This is a genomic window from Flavobacterium sp. J372 (assembly GCF_024699965.1).
In the GTDB taxonomy this organism is placed as follows: Bacteria; Bacteroidota; Bacteroidia; order Flavobacteriales; family Flavobacteriaceae; genus Flavobacterium.
The window spans coordinates 2652904-2672524 of sequence record NZ_JAJOMZ010000004.1 but is presented as its reverse complement, the minus strand read 5'-3'; the positions used below and the strand labels follow the sequence as shown (position 1 = coordinate 2672524).

Annotated in this window: 17 protein-coding genes; 10 read left to right on the top strand and 7 right to left on the bottom strand. The window is 44.3% G+C overall.

From position 1 onward, the window contains the following. Positions 1-157 precede the first annotated feature (157 nt). From LRS05_RS13285 to LRS05_RS13275, 3 genes are read left to right on the top strand one after another with little or no spacing between them, the layout of a single operon-like run. On the top strand, positions 158-1417 hold the full coding sequence (locus LRS05_RS13285) for a sorbosone dehydrogenase family protein (protein ID WP_257868764.1): 1260 nt from the start codon (positions 158-160) through the stop codon (positions 1415-1417). Positions 1418-1445: 28 nt separating this feature from the next. Further along, a complete protein-coding gene (locus LRS05_RS13280; RefSeq protein ID WP_257868763.1) occupies positions 1446-1943 on the top strand; it encodes a hypothetical protein in 498 nt (165 codons plus the stop codon). 10 nt (positions 1944-1953) lie between these two features. Further along, positions 1954-2649, top strand: a complete 696-nt coding sequence (locus LRS05_RS13275) for a T9SS type A sorting domain-containing protein (RefSeq protein WP_257868762.1) — start codon at positions 1954-1956, stop codon at positions 2647-2649. Between the two features lie 63 nt (positions 2650-2712). On the opposite strand, the gene LRS05_RS13270 is transcribed toward LRS05_RS13275, so the two are convergent. From LRS05_RS13270 to LRS05_RS13245, 6 genes are all read right to left on the bottom strand, one after another. Further along, positions 2713-2967: a type II toxin-antitoxin system RelE/ParE family toxin gene (locus LRS05_RS13270; RefSeq protein WP_257868761.1), complete on the bottom strand. Its 255-nt coding sequence runs from the start codon at positions 2965-2967 to the stop codon at positions 2713-2715. Then, the gene (locus LRS05_RS13265; RefSeq protein ID WP_257868760.1) at positions 2958-3197 is read right to left on the bottom strand and encodes a hypothetical protein; all 240 of its coding nucleotides are present in this window, start codon (positions 3195-3197) and stop codon (positions 2958-2960) included. Before LRS05_RS13265 ends, LRS05_RS13270 begins: the two co-directional genes overlap by 10 nt. A 64-nt stretch (positions 3198-3261) precedes the next feature. Further along, positions 3262-3711, bottom strand: coding sequence for a sterol desaturase family protein (locus LRS05_RS13260; protein ID WP_257868759.1), 450 nt, complete (start codon positions 3709-3711; stop codon positions 3262-3264). 2 nt (positions 3712-3713) lie between these two features. Further along, a complete protein-coding gene (locus tag LRS05_RS13255) occupies positions 3714-4553 on the bottom strand; it encodes a squalene/phytoene synthase family protein (RefSeq protein WP_257868758.1) in 840 nt (279 codons plus the stop codon). Continuing rightward, positions 4550-6046 (bottom strand): NAD(P)/FAD-dependent oxidoreductase, encoded by a 1497-nt coding sequence (locus tag LRS05_RS13250; protein ID WP_257868757.1) that lies wholly within the window; start codon positions 6044-6046, stop codon positions 4550-4552. Before LRS05_RS13250 ends, LRS05_RS13255 begins: the two co-directional genes overlap by 4 nt. 101 nt (positions 6047-6147) lie before the next feature. Next, a complete protein-coding gene (locus LRS05_RS13245; RefSeq protein WP_257868756.1) occupies positions 6148-7047 on the bottom strand; it encodes a MerR family transcriptional regulator in 900 nt (299 codons plus the stop codon). 208 nt (positions 7048-7255) lie between these two features. Between LRS05_RS13245 and typA the strand changes: the two genes are divergently transcribed. The 7 genes from typA to LRS05_RS13210 all read left to right on the top strand — a co-directional run bounded on the left by typA (position 7256) and on the right by LRS05_RS13210 (position 18258). Further along, entirely contained in the window at positions 7256-9055 is a 1800-nt protein-coding gene (gene typA / locus LRS05_RS13240) for a translational GTPase TypA (protein ID WP_257868755.1), read from the top strand. A 127-nt stretch (positions 9056-9182) separates the two neighbouring features. Continuing rightward, positions 9183-9512 (top strand): hypothetical protein, encoded by a 330-nt coding sequence (locus LRS05_RS13235; protein WP_257868754.1) that lies wholly within the window; start codon positions 9183-9185, stop codon positions 9510-9512. Between the two features lie 75 nt (positions 9513-9587). Next, positions 9588-10118 carry a YceI family protein gene (locus LRS05_RS13230; protein WP_257868753.1) on the top strand — a complete coding sequence of 177 codons (531 nt, stop codon included), beginning with the start codon at positions 9588-9590 and terminating at the stop codon, positions 10116-10118. Between the two features lie 2 nt (positions 10119-10120). Continuing rightward, complete coding sequence (locus tag LRS05_RS13225; protein WP_257868752.1) at positions 10121-10567, top strand: DoxX family protein; 447 nt, start codon at positions 10121-10123, stop codon at positions 10565-10567. Between the two features lie 31 nt (positions 10568-10598). Beyond that, positions 10599-12008 carry an FAD-binding oxidoreductase gene (locus tag LRS05_RS13220; RefSeq protein ID WP_257868751.1) on the top strand — a complete coding sequence of 470 codons (1410 nt, stop codon included), beginning with the start codon at positions 10599-10601 and terminating at the stop codon, positions 12006-12008. A gap of 78 nt (positions 12009-12086) precedes the next feature. Beyond that, entirely contained in the window at positions 12087-12575 is a 489-nt protein-coding gene (locus LRS05_RS13215) for a PorT family protein (RefSeq protein WP_257868750.1), read from the top strand. A gap of 322 nt (positions 12576-12897) precedes the next feature. Then, a complete protein-coding gene (locus LRS05_RS13210) occupies positions 12898-18258 on the top strand; it encodes a glycosyl hydrolase (protein ID WP_257868749.1) in 5361 nt (1786 codons plus the stop codon). A 52-nt stretch (positions 18259-18310) separates the two neighbouring features. Here the strand turns inward: LRS05_RS13210 and LRS05_RS13205 are convergent, their stop codons facing one another. Beyond that, positions 18311-19564: a sodium:proton antiporter gene (locus LRS05_RS13205; protein WP_257868748.1), complete on the bottom strand. Its 1254-nt coding sequence runs from the start codon at positions 19562-19564 to the stop codon at positions 18311-18313. Positions 19565-19621: the final 57 nt, after the last annotated feature.

The following is a 19621-nucleotide window of genomic DNA, read 5'->3' as shown; positions in this document are numbered from 1 at the left end:
GGTGTTTGGTTTAAGTTTATAAGATTAAAATTAAAGGTATAATCCTGACGATGATACTACTTTAACTTTTGGTTAGCCTTTCAATGCTAAACAAAACTTAAAGGCGTAGGTTCAGCAGGTTGCAGGTTGTAACTTTAAGTATCAAAATCAACCTGTCATGAAATACCTGTACCTATCTCTTGCCTGTGCACTTACCTTCGGGGCTTCTGCGCAAAAAAAGAAACTACCTGCGCCGTCAGAGTCTGTCACTAACTATTCTAACGTGATAGGCTGGGGAGGGGGCAACAAGCCTATAGCGCCTGTCGGCTTCAATGTTACAAAATATGCTGATGGCTTTGACAACCCGCGATGGATGTATGCCCTGCCCAATGGCGATATACTTGTAGCTGAAAGCAACTCAAATTACAGTCCGCTTGTACAGGCGGGGGCGGTGATAATTGGCGCGGCAAAATCTAAAGACGTTACAAAGAGCGCCGACCGTATTACCCTTTTGCGCGATGGCAACAAAGACGGGCATGTTGATGAGCGCCATATATTCCTGACACAGGGGCTTAACCAGCCATTCGGTATGCTGGTAATTGGCGACTGGTTTTACGTTGCCAATACCGATGCGCTTATGCGTTACCCGTACAAAAACGGGGCGAATACCATAAGCGAGGCGGGTGTGAAGATAGCCAGCCTTCCTGAAGGTTCTAAGAACCAGCACTGGACACGAAACCTTATTGCCAATGCCGACGGTACTAAAATATACATAGCCGTGGGAAGCTCGGGAAATATAGCTGAAAAAGGCATGGATGAAGAAATTAACCGCGCCTGTATACTTGAGGTTAACCCCGATGGTACCGGGCTTAAGGTATATGCCTCTGGGTTGCGGAATCCTGTGGGTATGGGCTGGGCGCCGGGCACTAAAACGCTCTGGACAGCCGTAAATGAGCGCGATGAACTCGGAAACGACCTCGTGCCTGATTATCTCACATCGGTTAAACCGGGCGGTTTCTACGGATGGCCCTGGATGTACTGGGGCTCATATACCGATACAAGAGTGAAAGAGCCAAAGCCGGCAAACCTTGGTAAAGTTATTGCGCCGGAAGTTGATCTTGGGGCACATACAGCATCACTCGGGCTGGCGTTTTACACCGGCACCGCTTTTCCGCAAAAATACAGGGGCGGGGCTTTCATTGCACAACATGGCTCGTGGAACCGCAAGCCGCTTTCAGGGTATAAAGTAGTTTTTGTACCTTTCAAAAATGGTAAGCCCGCAGGCCCGATGGAAGATTTTCTCGTTGGCTTTATCCCAAACCCGGCAAAAGATGAGGTTTACGGCAGGCCAACGGGCATTATCATGGCGCCTGATGGTGCATTGCTGCTTACCGATGACAAAACAAACATTATCTGGAGGATAGCTGCTAAAAAATGAGATTGATTGCCGCAATAATATGCCTTTTTTGCTGAAACCTGTTGCTTACGGGCAGATTGCGGGCTGTACCGATCCGCTTTCTAATAACTATAATCCGCTGGCTGCAGTTAATGACGGTAGCTGCGTATACGGTTCATCAAGTGTGTCGCCACTATCAACGGTGACATTGCCTGCAGCGGTTGTAGAGACTTCAGGTTTAATAAAATGGGGCAGCAGCCTAATTACGCACAATGACAGTAATGACATTAAACTCTATGCACTTGATACAATTACAGGCGCTGTAACGCAGGATTTTGCCATAACCGGCGTAACTAATAAAGACTGGGAAGATATTGCGCAGGATGAACAGTATATATACATAGGCGAGTTTGGAAACAACAGCAACGGCAACCGCACCAACTTACGTATCATCAGGGTTGATAAAGCATCCCTCGAAGCCGGAGCGCCTTCAACCACCAATATAAATTTTACTTATTCAGACCAGACGGACCCTCTCGCCGAGAGGCAACAACAATACCGATTTTGACTGTGAGGCAATGGTTGTGAGTCAGGACAGTATCTACCTGTTTACCAAGCAATGGGTCAGTAAAAAGACCAGCCTGTACGCACTGCCAAAAACTCCGGGAACACATGTAGCGCAACTTAAGGGTACGCTTAATGTAAATGGCCTTATCACCGGAGCTGAATATATTGCCGATAGGCGGGTAGTGGTGCTTACAGGCTATAGCGGGACAGTACAGCCATTTATATATTTACTGTATGACTTTAACGGGCATAACTTTTTTAGCGGCAATAAGCGAAAAATAAGCCTTTCACTTTCATTTCACCAGACTGAAGGCATTGCATCGTCAAACGGACTTGATTATTTCATTACCAACGAAAAACTGGTGCAGTCGCCGTTCATTAATGTAGCTCAGAAGCTGCATAAGGTGTCGCTCGCTCCTTATCTTGCCAATTATGTTGAGAATATGGCTTTGGCCACATCGCACAACGACTTACGAAACATGATACGCGTATACCCAAACCCTGCCGGGGACATGCTGTATATAGATATCGACCCGAGCCTGGTGGGTACCGGCTATAGCCTGCTCGACATGAATGCCCGTGAAGCGCAAAGCGGTGTACTTCGCGAAGTAAGCAACAGGATAAACATCAGTAAACTACAGTCAGGTATTTACACTATAAAAGTAACAGTGTATCCGGATTATAGCTATAGGCTGGTGAAGCGCTGATTTATTTATTGCGGCTTATCTTAGCAGGATTTTGTCTTGTATCAAATACATCGTGAATCTCAATTATGATGTATTACTATTGATAAGATAAACTATTTTATAGTTTCTATGAACAAGGTAACGATACTCTTTTTCAGGATGAAAAACAAGGATTTCTAATTGGCCAATTTCAGGGTTAACTGATAATTTTTCAGCCTCTGCAACAATTCCTGAAAAAATTTTACCGGCAACTTTTACAGAAGCTGTCTCCTTATAGTAATCGTATATTTGTCGAAGTTGCGTCTTTGAAAAATTAGTCCATAGGATTTTTAACCCCATGACTTCATCTCTTTTAATAAATCTTCAGAGCTGGTTAATTTACCATTTTTTGAATCTTCCTGAGAAGTACGTAATCTTGCTTCATATTCTTCAATCGACATTGGGTTGAACCGAGAGTCTTCTGCTGCACTTTCTTTACGCAAAAGTTTTTCAAGCTTTGCAATTGCAGCTTCGCTTTGCAATTGCAAGAACTCCTGAATAAATTCTATTTTTCTCGACTGAATATCCATGATGCATTTTTCAAAAAGTAATTATTTTTTGATAACCAAGATTAAAACTAATTTCAATTAACACTTACTTCCTCCAATACTTCATAGGGAAAAGCAGCATCCCGAAGCACTCGCCATGGTCTTTGTGGGTAGATTTATGATGCATTTTGTGTGCACGGCGCACTGCTTTACCATAACGGCTGGTGGCATTGCGGAAAATCTTGAAACGCTGGTGTATAAATATGTCATGCACAAGAAAATACGTAAGCCCGTAAGCGAATATCCCTAACCCTATGGCAAGGCCAATCTGTAAGTAATCATACCTCCATAGCAGAAAAAACCCGATGCTAACCAGGGCATAGAATATGAAAAAAGTATCGTTGCGCTCAAACCAAGAGTCGTGGTCTTTACGGTGATGGTCTTTGTGCAGGCTCCATAAAAAACCGTGCATTACGTACTTGTGGGTAAACCACGCCATAAACTCCATCATAAAAAATGTGAGTGCAAAAACCAGTATATGAATCCAGATGCTCATGATTAAATAAGGTTAAAACGGTAGCTTACATAACATTTTGCCAGCATGCCGAATTTTTGGTAATCAGGTACGCGTATACGGCGGTTTTTGATTTCCATCGGCGGGGTGTTCTTCAGCTTTTTCAATAACATTTTGTAATACACATAGGCTGTGTAAACGCCAAACTTAGCTTCAGCCGGAAGGCGCACTATACCCAGGTAGCCCTGGTGCAGGTCATCTTCAATTTCGGCAATGATTTGTGCTTTGGCATTATCATCAAGCTCCGCAAGGTTTAGCGACGGGAAATAATTGCGTTCCAATCCTTCCATATCTGCCTTAAGGTCACGAAGGAAGTTTATCTTCTGGAAGGCTGAGCCCAGTCTCATCGCCGGCTGCTTCAGCTCTTCATAACAGGTGTCGTCATTGCCGGTAAATACCTTCAGGCACATAAGGCCCACAACATCTGCACTGCCGTAAATGTATTCGCTATACTCTTCAAAGGTAGCATAATCTTTTTTACCAGGTCCCTGGCGCATGCTTTTCATAAAAGCATTTATAAGGTCTAGCGGAATATTGTATCGCGCTGCCGTTTGTGAAAATGCATTGAGCACCGGGTTAAGGCTTATGCCCTCGATTAATGAGAGGTGCAGGTCGGCCTCAAAACGGTCAAAAAGACTCTCTTTATCATAATCATGGAAAGTGTCCACAATTTCATCGGCAAGGCGTACAAAGCCGTAAATGTTGTAAATATCCTGGCGTATGCGCGCTGAAAGCATTTTCACGGCTGCCGAGAATGAGGTGCTGTAAGCGCGGGTTACCGCCCGGCTGCACTGGTTTGATACATCGTCAAAAATTGCTTTCATAACGGTTGCATTATGGGTTGGGGTATTTCTTTTTCAAGCTGTTTCTTCACAAGGCCTGCCACTAGCTTACCCGATATGAGGGCTGGAGGCACGCCCGGACCCGGGACAGTGAGCTGGCCTGTGAAGAACAATCCTTTCACTTTGCGGCTGCGCAGGTTGGGGCGGAGGAAAGCCGTTTGCATCAACGTATTGGCAAGCCCGTAAGCATTGCCTTTATAAGAGTTGTAGTCTGCCACAAAATCATTGGCGCAGAATGATTCTTTAAACATCACATGGCTGCGGACATCCTGGTTTGTGAGCTTTTCAAAACGCGAAATGATCTTTTCAAAGCATTGCGCGCGCATTTCAGGCGTATCTTCAATACCGGGTGCAAGCGGCACAAGAAATATACCCGCTTCACAGCCTTCAGGGGCAGCGCCAGTATCGGTTTTTGACGGGAAGCTGGCATAGAATAATGGTTCGTCAGGCCACTTGGGGTTATCATATATATCTGCCGCGTGTGTATCAAAGTCCACATCAAAAAATAATGTGTGATGCTCTACATTCTCGATTTTCTTATCAAAACCTATATAAAATAGTAGTGATGATGGCGCAAATGTGCGGCTTTCCCAGTAACTTTCGCTGTATTGGCGGTATTCGCTGTCAAGCAGTGTTTCGGTATGGTGATAATCAGCGCCGCTTACAATGGCATCACTGTCAATACGCTCACCGTTGATGATGAGGTGTGTGGCCCTGCCGCCTTCAACACCAATCTTGTCCACACCCGCATTGGTCACAAAACTTACACCCAGGTCACGCGCCAGGCTTTCAATACCCTGTACCACGCTGTACATTCCGTTCTGCGGATGCCAAGTGCCGAGGCCGAAGTCGGCATAGTTCATAAAGTTGTAGAAAGAAGGCGTATCACTTGGCTTGGCCCCGAGAAAAAGCACCGGGAACTCGAGCAGCTGTACCAGCTTTTTGTTTTTAAAACGTTTGCGTATATCTTTAGAAATATTCCCGAAAAACTGCCCTATCTTCATTACCGTCTGCGGCGTTATAAGTTCTGTTATTGATTCACCGGGGCGATATACAAGGTCTTTTATGGCAATGTCATAATTGCTCTTAGCCTCAAACAGAAAATTACGCAACGCCTGCCCGCTGCCTTTTTCAATACCCTCAAACATCTGGGCAATAGCCGTGTGGCTGCCCGCTACTTCAATAGTATCATTTTCATCAAAATAAACGCTGTAGGCGGGGCAAAGCCTTGTAAGTTTGTAATAGTCAGCCGGTTCTTTGCCGAAATCACCAAAAAAGCGTTCAAAAACATCAGGCATCCAGTACCATGTAGGGCCCATATCAAAAGTAAAGCCCTGTTTTTGCAACCTCCTTGCCCTGCCGCCTATTGTAGCGTTCTTTTCATATACGGTTACGTTATTGCCCTGCTGCGCCAGGTAGCAAGCCGCCGCAAGTGAAGAAAAACCGGAACCTATTATGCTGATGTTCTTGTTCATTTTGTTGTTTGTTTTGACTTGCTGATTTCTGCATCTGTTTTAGGAGAAGAAGAAGAACCTGAAAGCTAAGTCTTTATAATTTGTTCCTTATTAAATTTTAGTTAAAGTATATCGGCAAGCTCTTGTATACTGCCAAAAACGGTAACATTGCTGCCTGCCTGCTCAGGATCCATAAACTGTGTATTGCGGCCAAGCACATACAATTCAGAGTTGCCAACATTAAGCACTTCTTCCTTCAGTTGGCTTATATAGGTATTTACATCAGCCATTTGCGGCTCAACAGTCATGTAAGTTATAAAAGTTATATTGTCAAAAAAGTCGTGCATGCCTTTAAGGCAGCTTACCGGTACGCTCTCGCCGAGATACACTGTTTTGCAGCCATTCAGCATCAGTTCATAATTTACAAGCATCAATCCCAGCTCATGAATTTCGTTCATAGGCAGGTACAATACATACGTACGGTCAAGCTTATAGGGTTCTCTGGCCTGCAGCAACTCAATATTGGCAATGATTTTCTGTTTTACCAAAAAGCTTATGAAATGCTCATGTGCCGGCGTGATTGTGCCTGTTTGCCAAAGCTCGCCCACCTCGCGAAGCAGCGGTATAAAATATTTATAGAAGATATCACGAAACGAATTTTCCTTAAGCAGCGAATCATAAGTGTTGAGAAACAATAACTTATCAAAGTTCATCATTGCAAGCTTGAAAGTACTCAGCACATGGTTGGCCATACTTTTGTTTGAAAGTACATCGCGCACCAGTTGCGGCACTTTTTCCTGCGGCATTTTTGCAATGTTTGATATTTTGTACCCAAACGAGTTGAGCGTGGAAATATTCAGCAGCTTTTGCAGTGCCTCGCTATCATATACCCTGATGTTGGTATCGGTGCGCATCGGCTCTAATACTTTGTACCTTTTTTCCCAGATACGTATGGTATGTGCCTTGATGCCTGAAAGGTTTTCAAGATCCTTTATATTGAAGGTAGTTTTAATATTGTTCATTCTTTTGGAATAAAGATTAAACAAATATACTTTTAACTTCAGTTACTACTTGTTAAAGAAATCTTAAATTCATTACATCCCCTTGTCACAAAGTTTAGTGAAAATTTTACCAAATGGTTAAGCTTCAATTTTTAACGCAATGCGCTGCGATGTTAAACTTTTTTATCCGGAAATTAAGTGTACCTTTGCGCCTTCTTAAAAAATACAAATGGCATCTATCAGAAACATTGCGATTATTGCTCACGTAGACCACGGAAAAACTACCCTGGTTGACAAAATTATGTATCACTGCCAGCTTTTCCGTGAAAACGAGAACACGGGCGACCTGATACTTGACAACAACGACCTGGAGCGTGAAAGAGGTATTACCATTACCTCAAAAAACGTATCTGTGAGTTACAAAGGCACGAAAATCAACATTATAGACACCCCGGGCCACGCCGATTTTGGCGGTGAAGTTGAGCGCGTGCTTAACATGGCAGACGGTGTTTTGCTGCTTGTAGATGCTTTTGAAGGCCCGATGCCGCAAACGCGTTTTGTGTTGCAAAAGGCTATTGACCTTGGCCTGAAGCCATGTGTTGTAATTAACAAAGTTGATAAAGAAAACTGTACACCTGAAGAAGTGCATGAAAAGGTTTTTGACCTTATGTTTGAGCTTGGCGCTGAAGAGTGGCAGCTTGATTTCCCTACGGTTTACGGCTCTGCCAAGCAAAACTGGATGAGTGAGCACTGGGAAAAGAAAACAGAAAACATAGAGCCGCTGCTAGACATGGTTCTTGAACATATACCTGCGCCAAAAGTAAGCGAGGGTACTCCGCAAATGCTTATAACATCGCTTGATTTCTCAAGTTTTACAGGCCGTATCGCTATTGGCCGCCTTCAGCGCGGTGTACTTCGCGAGGGTATGAACATATCATTGGTGAAGCGTGATGGTAAGATTTCAAAATCAAAGATAAAAGAGCTTCACACTTTTGAAGGCCTTGGCCGTAAAAAAGTGGAGGAGGTAACGGCAGGTGATATTTGTGCTATTGTTGGCCTTGAAGGCTTTGAAATTGGCGATACTGTTGCTGACTTCGAAAATCCGGAAGCGCTTACTTCAATCGCAATTGATGAGCCAACAATGAGTATGCTTTTCACGATTAACGATTCGCCTTTCTTTGGTAAAGAGGGTAAATTTGTTACATCACGCCACATTAAAGACAGGCTGGCGAAAGAGCTTGAAAAGAACCTTGCCCTTAGGGTAGAAGAGACTGACAGCGCTGATAAATTCATGGTATTTGGCCGTGGTGTACTGCACTTGTCAGTTCTTATTGAGACGATGCGCAGGGAAGGCTATGAGCTACAGATTGGGCAGCCGCAGGTTATTATAAAAGAAATTGACGGCGTAAAATGTGAGCCGGTTGAAGAACTTACTATCGACCTTCCTGAAAACCTTTCAGGCCGCGCGGTTGAATTTGTAACCCAGCGTAAAGGCGAAATGCTGAGCATGGAGCCAAAAGGCGAGCGTATGATCGTTAAGTTCCTTATCCCGTCAAGAGGTATCATAGGCCTTAGGAATCAGTTGCTTACGGCTACTGCAGGTGAGGCTATCATGGCACACCGTTTCCTAGAATATCAGCCATTTAAAGGTGAGATTCCGGGCCGTTTGAGCGGATCGCTTATTTCTATGGAAAATGGCAAGGCTATTCCTTATTCTATTGATAAGCTTCAGGACAGGGGTAAATTCTTTGTTGACCCTAACGAAGATATCTACGAAGGCCAGGTTATCGGCGAAAACAGCCGTGGTGATGACATGGTCGTGAACGTTACCAAAACCAAGAAACTTACCAACGTGCGTTCATCTGGCGCTGATGATAAGGCAAGGATTATCCCTGCCATCAAGTTCTCTCTTGAAGAAGCGCTTGAATACATCCAGAAAGATGAGTATGTTGAGGTAACGCCTAAGAGCCTTCGCTTAAGGAAAATTTACCTGAACGAAAACGACAGGAAACGTTACAAGATAGCGTAAGCCCTGAGCATATAAACATGAGCCCCTGCATTTTGCGGGGGCTTTTTATTTATAATAATTTGGTAACGTCCACATAATCTGCAATTAACTTACAATCAGGTATTTTGCATTTATCAAACATATACTTATGGGCCTTTTTAAAAAAGGAAAAGCCAATACGGAACTACAGAAACAGGAAAAATCGGCACGCTTGTTTAACGAAGCGATTAAAGAAATAAATGAGCTGTACGATGATATGAAGGCCGACTATGAACAGGTGGAAAACCTAGCTGCCGAATTTGAACAATTTGTTTCACGCCTTAGTGAACGCCTTGATGAAAAGGATGTTGAGGAGCTTGAAGACTTTTTGCAACGGCTCAACAGGATGGATGCCAATGCCCGCAACAACATCAGAGATATAAATGACATAATCCGCCTGCAGAAGAAACGCCTGAGCGAACTGCTGAACGACCTTTAGCCGTTTTACCAATTTTTTAACCTTGCATTGTAGTAAATTACTTAATTTTAGGTTTCTAACTTAAAAACATATACAATGGCAACAAAAAACTGGGCGCTTGACCCTGCACATTCAGAAATACAATTTAAAGTAAAACACCTTGTGATATCTACCGTTACAGGTTCATTCGGTGAGTTTACAGGAAAGGCCACTACTCCGGAAGATACTTTTGAGGGCGGCGAAATTGAAGTCACTATAAACGCCTCAAGCATCAATACCAATAACGAGCAGCGTGACGGCCATTTGCGGGCTGCCGATTTCTTTGACACTGAAAATAATAAAAATATTACTATCAAAACCACCTCAATAAAACAAGTTAGCGGTGATGATTATGAAATAGTTGCTGACTTCACATTGCGCGGCGTTACAAAATCTGTAACATTTAAAGGCGAATACGGCGGCCAGGCGGTTGACGGCTACGGAAACACCAAGGTAGGGCTTGAAGTTACCGGCAGCATAAACCGTAAAGATTACGGCGTGAACTGGAACGCTGTTATTGAAGGCGGCGGGCTTACGGTAAGCAACGAGGTAAAACTGATTGGCAACCTCCAATTTATACAGCAATAGCCATGAATGTCTTCTCAACTTCAGCACGCGACAGGCTTTATGATGTAGGGCTTTTATTGCTGCGCCTTGTTACAGGTGGCTTTATGCTTACGCATGGCTTAGGTAAGCTTACAATGCTTATGGGTGACGGACCAATCCAGTTTGCCGATCCTTTTGGTATGGGGCAGACAACTTCACTGGCTTTTACGGTTTTCGCCGAGGTGGTATGCTCCTTTTTGATAATACTGGGGCTGGCTACACGGCTTGCTGCCATACCTTTGGCAATAGTTATGGCAGTGGTATTCTTTTACATCCATATGGAAGACACGTTTGGCGATAAAGAGCTTTCAGGTATATACCTCACACTATATATTTTCCTTATGATTGCCGGCAGCGGCAGGTATAGTATTGACTACCTGATTTCACACCGAAAGAATAAGCAGGGTTATTATACAACAACAAATATGTAGTATTTTTGAAGCATTAAGCTTAGAAATACTCATGAATTCTGAAATATTACATCAAAATCTGGCTGCACAACTTGAAAATATAGTTGGGCGGCCTTTTGTTTTTACAGATATCGAAACCCGCCAACATTACGGCCATGATGAGACCGAAGACTATAATTTCCCGCCGGCAGTAGTGGTAAAGCCCGGCAGTACTGAAGAAGTTTCAGCCATCATGAAGCTGGCAACAGAATATAAAATTCCCATTGTGCCTATTGGTGGACGTACGGGACTAAGTGGTGGAGCATTGAGCATTCATGGAGGCATAGGCCTTTCGATGGAACGTTTTAATAAGATTGAGATTGACGAGAAAAACCTGCAGGCTGTTGTTGAGCCGTGTGTGATAACACAAGCCTTTCGTGAAGCTGTGGCTGAAAAAGGCTTGTTTTATCCCCCTGACCCCAGTAGCCAGGGCAGCTGTACAATTGGCGGTAATGTGGCTGAGAATGCCGGTGGCGCCCGCGCAGTAAAATACGGGGTTACTAAAGACTATGTGCTGAACCTTGAAGTGGTTTTACCCAATGGTGAAGTGATATGGACAGGTGCCAATACCCTCAAGAACTCAACAGGATATAATCTTACGCAGCTTATGGTTGGCAGTGAAGGTACTTTGGGGATCATTACCAAAATAGTAATGAAACTGCTGCCGGCCAATACTCATAATATATTGATGCTTGTACCTTTCTTCAGGGCTGAACAGGCTTGTGAGGCTGTTGCGGAAATTTTCCGTGCAGGGATTGTGCCAAGTGCGCTGGAATTTATGGAGCGTGATGCTATTGACTGGACGCTGAAGTATGTTGACGGGGTAAGCCTCAACATTAAACCTGAAGTCAAGGCGCATTTGTTAATTGAGGTTGACGGCAACTATCCTGATGTACTTTTTAGTGAGGCAGAGAAAATCATGGGCGTACTTGAACAATTTGATATTGATGAGATACTTTTTGCCGATACAGAAGACCAAAAGAATGCACTATGGAAGATGCGCCGCGCCGTGGGTGAGGCCGTAAAGTCTAACTCTGTCTATAAAGAAGAAGATACTGTTGTACCTCGTTACGAGCTGCCAACGCTGCTTAAAGGCATTAAATCCATTGGTGATATGTATGGCTTTAAATCTGTTTGCTACGGCCATGCGGGTGACGGTAACCTGCATGTAAACATAATTAAAGGCGATATGAGCGATGAAAACTGGAAGGTTGAAGTACCTAAAGGCATCCGCGAAATATTTGAACTGACAGTCTCCCTGAAAGGCACGCTATCGGGCGAGCATGGTATTGGCTATGTACAGAAAAATTTTATGGATATCGCTTTTAATAACACGCAGCTCCAGCTTATGAAAGGTATCAAGCAGCTTTTTGATCCGCACAATATCCTTAATCCGGGTAAGGTTTTGCCTGATAACCTGTAAGATACGGCAAATTACGTATTGCTGTGCAAATCGTCATGCTATAGTTTTGGTTATTATAAATCAATTAAAACTAACATGATGAAAAAACTACTATTTACCGCTTTATTGGCATTGGGCGCATTTTCTGTAAATGCTCAGGAAACAAAATTCGGAGTGAAGGCAGGGGCTGACTTTGCCACTGTCAAGGTAGAGTACACGAATCCTTTCACAGGTACAACAGAAACTGTTTCAGGCAGTGAAACCGGATTCTTTGCGGGTGGCTTTGCCGAAATCGGTATTACCGAAAGCTTTGCCTTCCAGCCCGAACTTTTGTTTGTAGCCATTAGCGACAGCAACATGATTACGCTGCCGGTGCTGGGCAAATATCGCTTTGGCAAGTTCAGTGTTATGGCAGGGCCTGATTTAAATTATCTTCTTGACGCAGAAGAAGACGAGTTTAAAATCGGGATTTCTGCAGGTGCGGAATTTGATATTACAGAAAACTTCCTGGCTTCGGCACGCTATTCTGCAGGTATGGGTGATGTAAGTATAAGCGGCCTGTTTATTGGCGCAGGATATAAATTCTAAACTCGTTTTAGTTTTGTTGGTAATCGTCCTGCATCCTTACTTGCGGGACGGTTTTTTATTCCACTAAATCCACAATATTTATAAGATAGCAGAATTGTTAAAAAAATCCCTGTAAATACACAGCGCAAACGTGGTAGTTGTATTGTTGTTGTATAGGTAAAACCGCTTTGTTGTAGTGTGTATATGCAATGTTGTATGGTTTGTATATACTTATGTTTTGCATATATAACATTATTCCTGAATTATATTAGCTGAAAATTAAATTTTTATGCAATATAATTACAAAAAATGTATCAAAAGTGTGATAGCCATAGTATGTGTTATGATTACACATACTATGTGCGCACAATCTGTACCTGTAGGTGCCGGAAGCTACACTACTACCTTTCCCGGAACCGACTCGGCAGGCCGTAATGCCTTCCCTTCAGGTTCACCTTTACTAAGCGGAAATGCTGTAGGTAAGCCGGTGCCAACTAACGACTGGTGGTCGGCTAAGCTTAAAAATAATCATGTGAATAACCTCTTCAACTATCCGCTGGCGATGCGTACGGTAAATGAAGGTTTAGTTGTAAGCATGATTGTACCGACCTCGACACCAAACGGCGCCAGCCAGCCGATGGATGATGCACAGCCTTTAATAGTAGGTGTTGAAGGGCTTAATGCAGCACAGGCAACCGTATCAGACTATAGTGACTGGACCGTGAGCATGAACTGGGCAAGTGGCAGCAACTCGTTTACAGCAACTGCAGGTATCGCGATGCCGTTTGTGTACTTCTCAAAAGCCACTGCAGATGTTGCGCGTGTCAGGGTATCTTCAGGTACTGTTGTTATTTCAAACGAAATGCTCGTGATAACAGATTCGCATCAGGGTGCTGATTATGCTGTGTATGCGCCTTTGGGCAGTACATGGACACAGACGGGCAATGTGTATACATCTACGCTTAATGGTAAAAACTACTGGTCTACGGCCTACCTGCCGCCAAGTGCATCAAGCGTTGCCGCAGCCGCTAATGAATATAAGGCCTATGCCTATGTATTCCCGACAAACACCACTACATCTTGGAGCTACAACAACAGCAACTCAAAACTTACTACAACCTTTACTGTTGCCACAGATGTGAAAGAGGGTAGCGGCACATCGGTTTTGCTGGGATTGCTTCCTCATCAGTGGGCACACCTGTCATCTGCCTCGGCGCAGCCAAACCTTTATAATTACAGCTCCATCCGCGGAGAGATAAAAACGCTGGCAAGCAATACTTTTATTGTTGAGAATACTTTCAAAGGCATTTTGCCCACACTGCCATATCTCGACAATTACAGCAACGGCTTCAACCCCGCCTTGCTCGATAGCAAAATAGCATCGATAGAAAATGACGGCCTTGCCACTTGGACAGACTCTTACAACGAAGGCCAGATGATGAACCGCCTTATACAAGCAGCGCGTATAGCCGATGAAATGGGTGATACTGTATCACGCAATAAAATGGTAGCTACCATAAAAAACAGGCTTGAGAACTGGCTTAAGGCAGAAGCGGGCGAGAAGGCTTTCCTTTTCTATTACAACAATACCTGGACAACGCTGCTGGGTTACCCTGCAGGGCATGGCCAGGATAATAATATTAATGACCACCATTTCCATTGGGGCTACTTTATACATGCTGCAGCCTTTATGGAGCAGTTTGAACCCGGCTGGGCAACACAGTGGGGGCCAATGATTAACATGCTTATACGTGACGCGGCATCTTGGGACAGGAACGACCCTTTTTTCCCGTACCTTCGGAATTTCAGTCCGTATGCAGGCCACAGCTGGGCTAATGGCTTTGCGACTTTCCCATTCGGTAATGACCAGGAGTCGACATCTGAAAGTATGCAGTTTGCATCGTCACTTATCCATTGGGGCCAGATTACAGAAAACAATGCCATACGTGATCTGGGCATCTACATTTACACTACAGAACAGACAGCTACTGAAGAATACTGGTTTGATATGAACCAGCGCACGTTTAAACCTGGTTATGGCTTTAAGTTGGCTTCGCGTATTTGGGGCAACGGTTATGACAACCAAACCTTCTGGACTGGCGATATCGCTGCAGCTTACGGTATCGAGATGTACCCTATACATGGCGGCTCGCTATACTTAGGTCACAATATTGCCTATGCGCAATCGCTTTGGAACGAAATCACTACCAAAACAGGTATCTTAAGCAACCAGGCTAATCCTAACTTATGGCACGATGTGTATTGGCAGTATCTTGCATTTACCGATGCACAGGCGGCTATAAACCTGTATGACTCATATCCGGGCAGGGCACTGAAATTCGGAATATCAGATGCGCAGACATACCATTGGCTGCATGCCATGAATGCCTTGGGCAGGGTTAATGCTAATATTACGGCCAATTACCCTATAGCTGCTGCATTTACAGCAGGTACTTCAACTACTTATGTAGCCCACAATTATGGAGATGCACCAATTTCGGTAACGTTCTCTGACGGATATATACTAAATGTACCAGCGGGGCAAATGGCTACAAGCAGGGATATTAGTGCAACAGGCGTATTGTCGGCTGACTTTTACCAGGCTTTCCCTAACGGCAGCGTGAACCTTACTGCAACAGTAACTGGTACAGGGATTACTAAAGTTGAGTTTTACAATGGTTCAGCGCTAATCGGTGAAGATACAGAAGCGCCTTATTACATACCTTCAGGTGCACTGTCGCTAGGCATTCACAGCATGTATGCGAAAGTATATGTGGGCGCTAATTTCAATACAACAAATATCATTACCGTAACTGTAGGGGAGCAGGTGCCTTATAGCGGAACGCCTTTCCAGATACCGGGTGTTATTGAAGCAGGTAATTATGATAAATTTGAAGGCGGCATGGGCCAGGGGATATCATACTTTGACTCATCGCCAAATAATGAAGGCAACTACAGGCCGACGGAATATGTAGATGCTGCCACAGACGTAGCCGAAGGCCCAACAGTGGGATGGATTACAGCAGGCGAGTGGCTTGAATACACTATAAATGTAGTAACAGCAGGTAACTACACGGTAACTGCACGTTACGCCTGTGGCAACACAGCAGGCGGAGGCCCTTTCAAATTTGAACTGGATGGCACTCCGGTAAGCGGGGATATCACTATGGGCTATACAGGCGACTGGGGTAACTGGCAGGATAAGGTTATCAATAATGTTCAGCTTACACAGGGCCAACACGTATTGAGAGTAGCTGTTGCTAATGGAGAATTTAACCTTGGCAGGATGACATTTGCACTCGCAGGGCCGCTTACATTTGTGCCGCCAATAGCTAACGCAGGTGCAAACGTAACAGTGTCACTTCCGGTTACAACAGCGTCTCTTGACGGTTCATTAAGCAGCCACCCAACATTGCCTATCACATACCTTTGGGAGCAGGTTTACGGCCCGTCAATCATTAACTTTAGCAGTACTACTGTAGCATCACCTGGCATCGGTAACCTTGTTGCAGGGGTTTACAAAGTGAAGCTTACTGTTAGCGATGGTACATATTCAGCAACTGATGAGGTACTCATCATAGTATCGGCTTCAGGCAATGCGGCGCCATCTGTATCAATTACTGCTCCGTCAAACAATGCGTCTTACCTTCAGGGCGATACTATAAACATTGCAGCTACAGCAAGCGATCTTGACGGTAATATTGTATCAGTTGCTTTTTACGCAGGTGCAACACTATTAGGCACAGATAACGAAGCGCCATTTACTTATGAATGGACAAATGCTGCGGTGGGCACACATAGCATTACAGCCATAGCTACCGATAATAATAGTGCTACGACTACATCATCAGCCATATCGGTTACCGTTTCACAAATGATGAGCTGTTCTGAAACATCTACTGCAGCACAACAGGGTTCATTCTCTACAGGGTATAAAGCTACATATACAACAGTTGGCAGTAACGTAACGGTAACTTTTGAACTGCTTGACACCGATAAAGTAGGGGTTGTGGCATTCCTGTGGCAGCAAACTCCGTTTGCCGAAAGCCAGATGGATAATGTAGGCGGGCTTAAATTCTCAAAAACACTGTCAGGACAGGTAGCAGGTACAACACTCAACTATGCAGTTAAGTTCGCTTATGCAGGCGGCATGTCGGTTACTGAATATATTGATTATGTGGTAGGTACAGATTGCGCCGCACCACCGGCAGATACCCAGGCGCCGACAAACTTTACAGCTACATTGGGTACGGTGACATCAGGCTCAGTACAGCTGTTACTCAATGCTGACGATAACTCAGGCAATGTTACCTATACTATTACTTACGGTACAACAACTATAACGGTACAGGGCGCATCAGGCACACAGACGGCTTACATAATAAGCGGGCTATCACCGGAAACTGCCTATAGCTTTAGTGTGTCGGCAAGTGACGCTTCAGGCAACAACGCCGCTAACAATGCCACTGTAATTCCGGCTACAACGCTGGCAGTGCCACAGGCAATGATATGCTCAGGCACAGGAACAGTTGCACAGCAGGGAGCATTCTCAACAGGCTACAGCTATACTTTTGAAACTATCGGTACTGATGTGAAAGTCACTTTCACTATGCTTGATACCGACAAAGTTGGGGTAGTGGCTTACCTGTGGAGGCAGACACCTTTCGCGGAAACGCCAATGGCTAACGCTGGCGGCCTTTCATTCTCTACTACACTTACAGGGCAGACTCCGGGTGCTGTCATCACTTATGCAGTTAAATTTGCTTACGCAGGCGGTTTGGCAGTAACGGACTGGATTACATATGAAGTAGGTACCAGCTGCTCTGCACCACCGGCAGATACACAGGCACCAACAAACTTTACGGCCACGCTGGGCACGGTAACGTCAGGTTCAGTACAACTATTGCTAAATGCAGAAGACAATTCGGGCAATGTTACCTATACCATAACTTACGGTTCTACAACAGTAACAGTGCAGGGCACATCAGGTACGCAAACGGCTTATGTAATTAGCGGACTTTCACCTGAAACGGCATATAGCTTCAGTGTTTCAGCCAGTGATGCAGCAGGTAATAACGCAGCAAATAATGCCATTGTAGTTCCGGCTACAACGCTTGCTGTTCCTGCGGCGGCAATATGTTCAGGTAATGGTACGGTTGCACAGCAGGGAGCATTCTCAACAGGGTATGACTATACTTTTGAAACTATTGGTACAGATGTAAAAGTCACCTTTACTATGCTTGACACGGATAAAGTTGGGGTTGTGGCTTACCTGTGGAGGCAAACGCCTTTCGCGGAAACGCCGATGGCAAACACAACCGGTCTTTCATTCTCAACAACAATTACAGGACAGACTCCGGGTACTGTCATTACATACGCAGTGAAATTTGCTTTTGCAGGCGGACTGGCAGTAACCGACTGGATTACTTATGAAGTGGGTACAAGCTGCGCGGCGGGTGTTGCTGAGCATGATTTGAAGAATGCCGTGGCAATGTATCCTAACCCGGCTAATGATTTTGTAATCATTGATGCAGAAGGTATTGACATCACCAAAGTTGAAGTGTTCTCACTATTGGGTACAAAAGTGCTTGAAACAAAATCAACACGACTGAATGTTGAAAATCTTGCAGAAGGAATGTACCTTGTAAAGATTTATTCAGGAAGCAAATCAGTTACAAAAAAGCTTGTTGTAGATAAAAAATAACAATTATTTCTTTAACCGGAAAGGGCTGCATCAATTACGGTGCAGCCCTTTTTTATTGTAGTTGGCGCTGTTCTTTGGCCAATATTTTACTGGCCACTTTCCCAACCGTTAGTCCCTGTACAATAATAGAGAACACCACTACAAAATAAGTTATCGCGAGTATAACTTTTTTATAAGGCCCATCGGCAATTGAGAGCGCCAGCGCAATAGAAACCCCGCCACGAAGGCCTCCCCAAACTAATATCTTAATGGTGCCGCGCGTGAATTTCTCTCGGAACCTGATAACTTTTGTAGGAAGCCATATTGATGTGAATCTTGAAAACAGCACTATTAAAATGCTCGCAGAACCCGCCAACCAGTAATCGTTGAGGTCATCTATCATCAATAGGTTAAATCCAATAAAGAGGAACAGTATGGCATTAAGTATCTCGTCATTCAGCTCCCAGAATTTGTCGAGATAGTCTTTTGTTTCAACCGACATTTTCCACCTTCTCTTGAAGTTGCCAATAATAAGTCCCGCAAAAACCATGGTGAGCGGGCCTGAAATATGCAGTTCCCGCGCGATGAGATATCCGCCCATAACAACCGAAAGCGTTATAAGCACCGAAACTTTATAATCATCAATTTTACTCATGGCTTTTGATGCGCCTATACCCAGTGCCACGCCAACTATAAATCCGCCGCCTGCTTCTTTTATGAATAACCACGCAATATTTAATACATTAATATCCTTTGATGTTCCCTGCGCCAGCTGGAGCAAAACGGCAAATACCACAACAGCCACACCATCATTAAACAATGACTCGCCCGCAATTTTTGTTTCAAGCGATTTGCGTACGTTAGCGCCCTTCAGGATGCTGAGTACGGCAACAGGATCGGTAGGGGAGATGAGCGCCCCGAACAGCAGGCAATAGATGTACGGAATTTCAAGGCTGGGCATCGGGATGAGGTATACCAGCGTACCCACCACAAATGTTGATATTACAACGCTAATCGATGAAAATACCATGATGGGCGTTCGCTGCTCGCGCAGGTCTTTAAGATTGATATGCACCGCACCCGCAAATAGCAGGAAGTTCAGTATGGCGCCCATCAGCAGTTCTGTAAAATCGAATTTTGCAATGATGCCAGATATACGTGTTGGGGTGTTTGGGAAATAATTACCGAATATTACCAATATGATGGAAACGAACATGGCAATGACCATGATGCCGATGGTTGAAGGCAGTTTGAGAAAGCGCACATTCCAGTAAGCGAAAAAAGAGGCCAGTACGATGAGTACTGAAAGCGAATAGTATAATTCCATAGGCGTATAAAGGTGATTTTTACAAATATAACAATTACAAATAGGGCATAAAAGAAA

Bases quoted from the DNA above. Each gene is read 5' to 3' on its own strand.
- LRS05_RS13285 (WP_257868764.1), top strand. From the start codon at position 158: ATGAAATACCTGTACCTATCTCTTGCCTGTGCACTTACCTTCGGGGCT.
- LRS05_RS13275 (WP_257868762.1), top strand. From the start codon at position 1,954: ATGGTTGTGAGTCAGGACAGTATCTACCTGTTTACCAAGCAATGGGTC.
- LRS05_RS13270 (WP_257868761.1), bottom strand. From the start codon at position 2,967: ATGGGGTTAAAAATCCTATGGACTAATTTTTCAAAGACGCAACTTCGA.
- LRS05_RS13265 (WP_257868760.1), bottom strand. From the start codon at position 3,197: ATGGATATTCAGTCGAGAAAAATAGAATTTATTCAGGAGTTCTTGCAA.
- LRS05_RS13260 (WP_257868759.1), bottom strand. From the start codon at position 3,711: ATGAGCATCTGGATTCATATACTGGTTTTTGCACTCACATTTTTTATG.
- LRS05_RS13255 (WP_257868758.1), bottom strand. From the start codon at position 4,553: ATGAAAGCAATTTTTGACGATGTATCAAACCAGTGCAGCCGGGCGGTA.
- LRS05_RS13250 (WP_257868757.1), bottom strand. From the start codon at position 6,046: ATGAACAAGAACATCAGCATAATAGGTTCCGGTTTTTCTTCACTTGCG.
- LRS05_RS13245 (WP_257868756.1), bottom strand. From the start codon at position 7,047: ATGAACAATATTAAAACTACCTTCAATATAAAGGATCTTGAAAACCTT.
- typA (WP_257868755.1), top strand. From the start codon at position 7,256: ATGGCATCTATCAGAAACATTGCGATTATTGCTCACGTAGACCACGGA.
- LRS05_RS13235 (WP_257868754.1), top strand. From the start codon at position 9,183: ATGGGCCTTTTTAAAAAAGGAAAAGCCAATACGGAACTACAGAAACAG.
- LRS05_RS13230 (WP_257868753.1), top strand. From the start codon at position 9,588: ATGGCAACAAAAAACTGGGCGCTTGACCCTGCACATTCAGAAATACAA.
- LRS05_RS13225 (WP_257868752.1), top strand. From the start codon at position 10,121: ATGAATGTCTTCTCAACTTCAGCACGCGACAGGCTTTATGATGTAGGG.
- LRS05_RS13220 (WP_257868751.1), top strand. From the start codon at position 10,599: ATGAATTCTGAAATATTACATCAAAATCTGGCTGCACAACTTGAAAAT.
- LRS05_RS13215 (WP_257868750.1), top strand. From the start codon at position 12,087: ATGAAAAAACTACTATTTACCGCTTTATTGGCATTGGGCGCATTTTCT.
- LRS05_RS13210 (WP_257868749.1), top strand. From the start codon at position 12,898: ATGATTACACATACTATGTGCGCACAATCTGTACCTGTAGGTGCCGGA.
- LRS05_RS13205 (WP_257868748.1), bottom strand. From the start codon at position 19,564: ATGGAATTATACTATTCGCTTTCAGTACTCATCGTACTGGCCTCTTTT.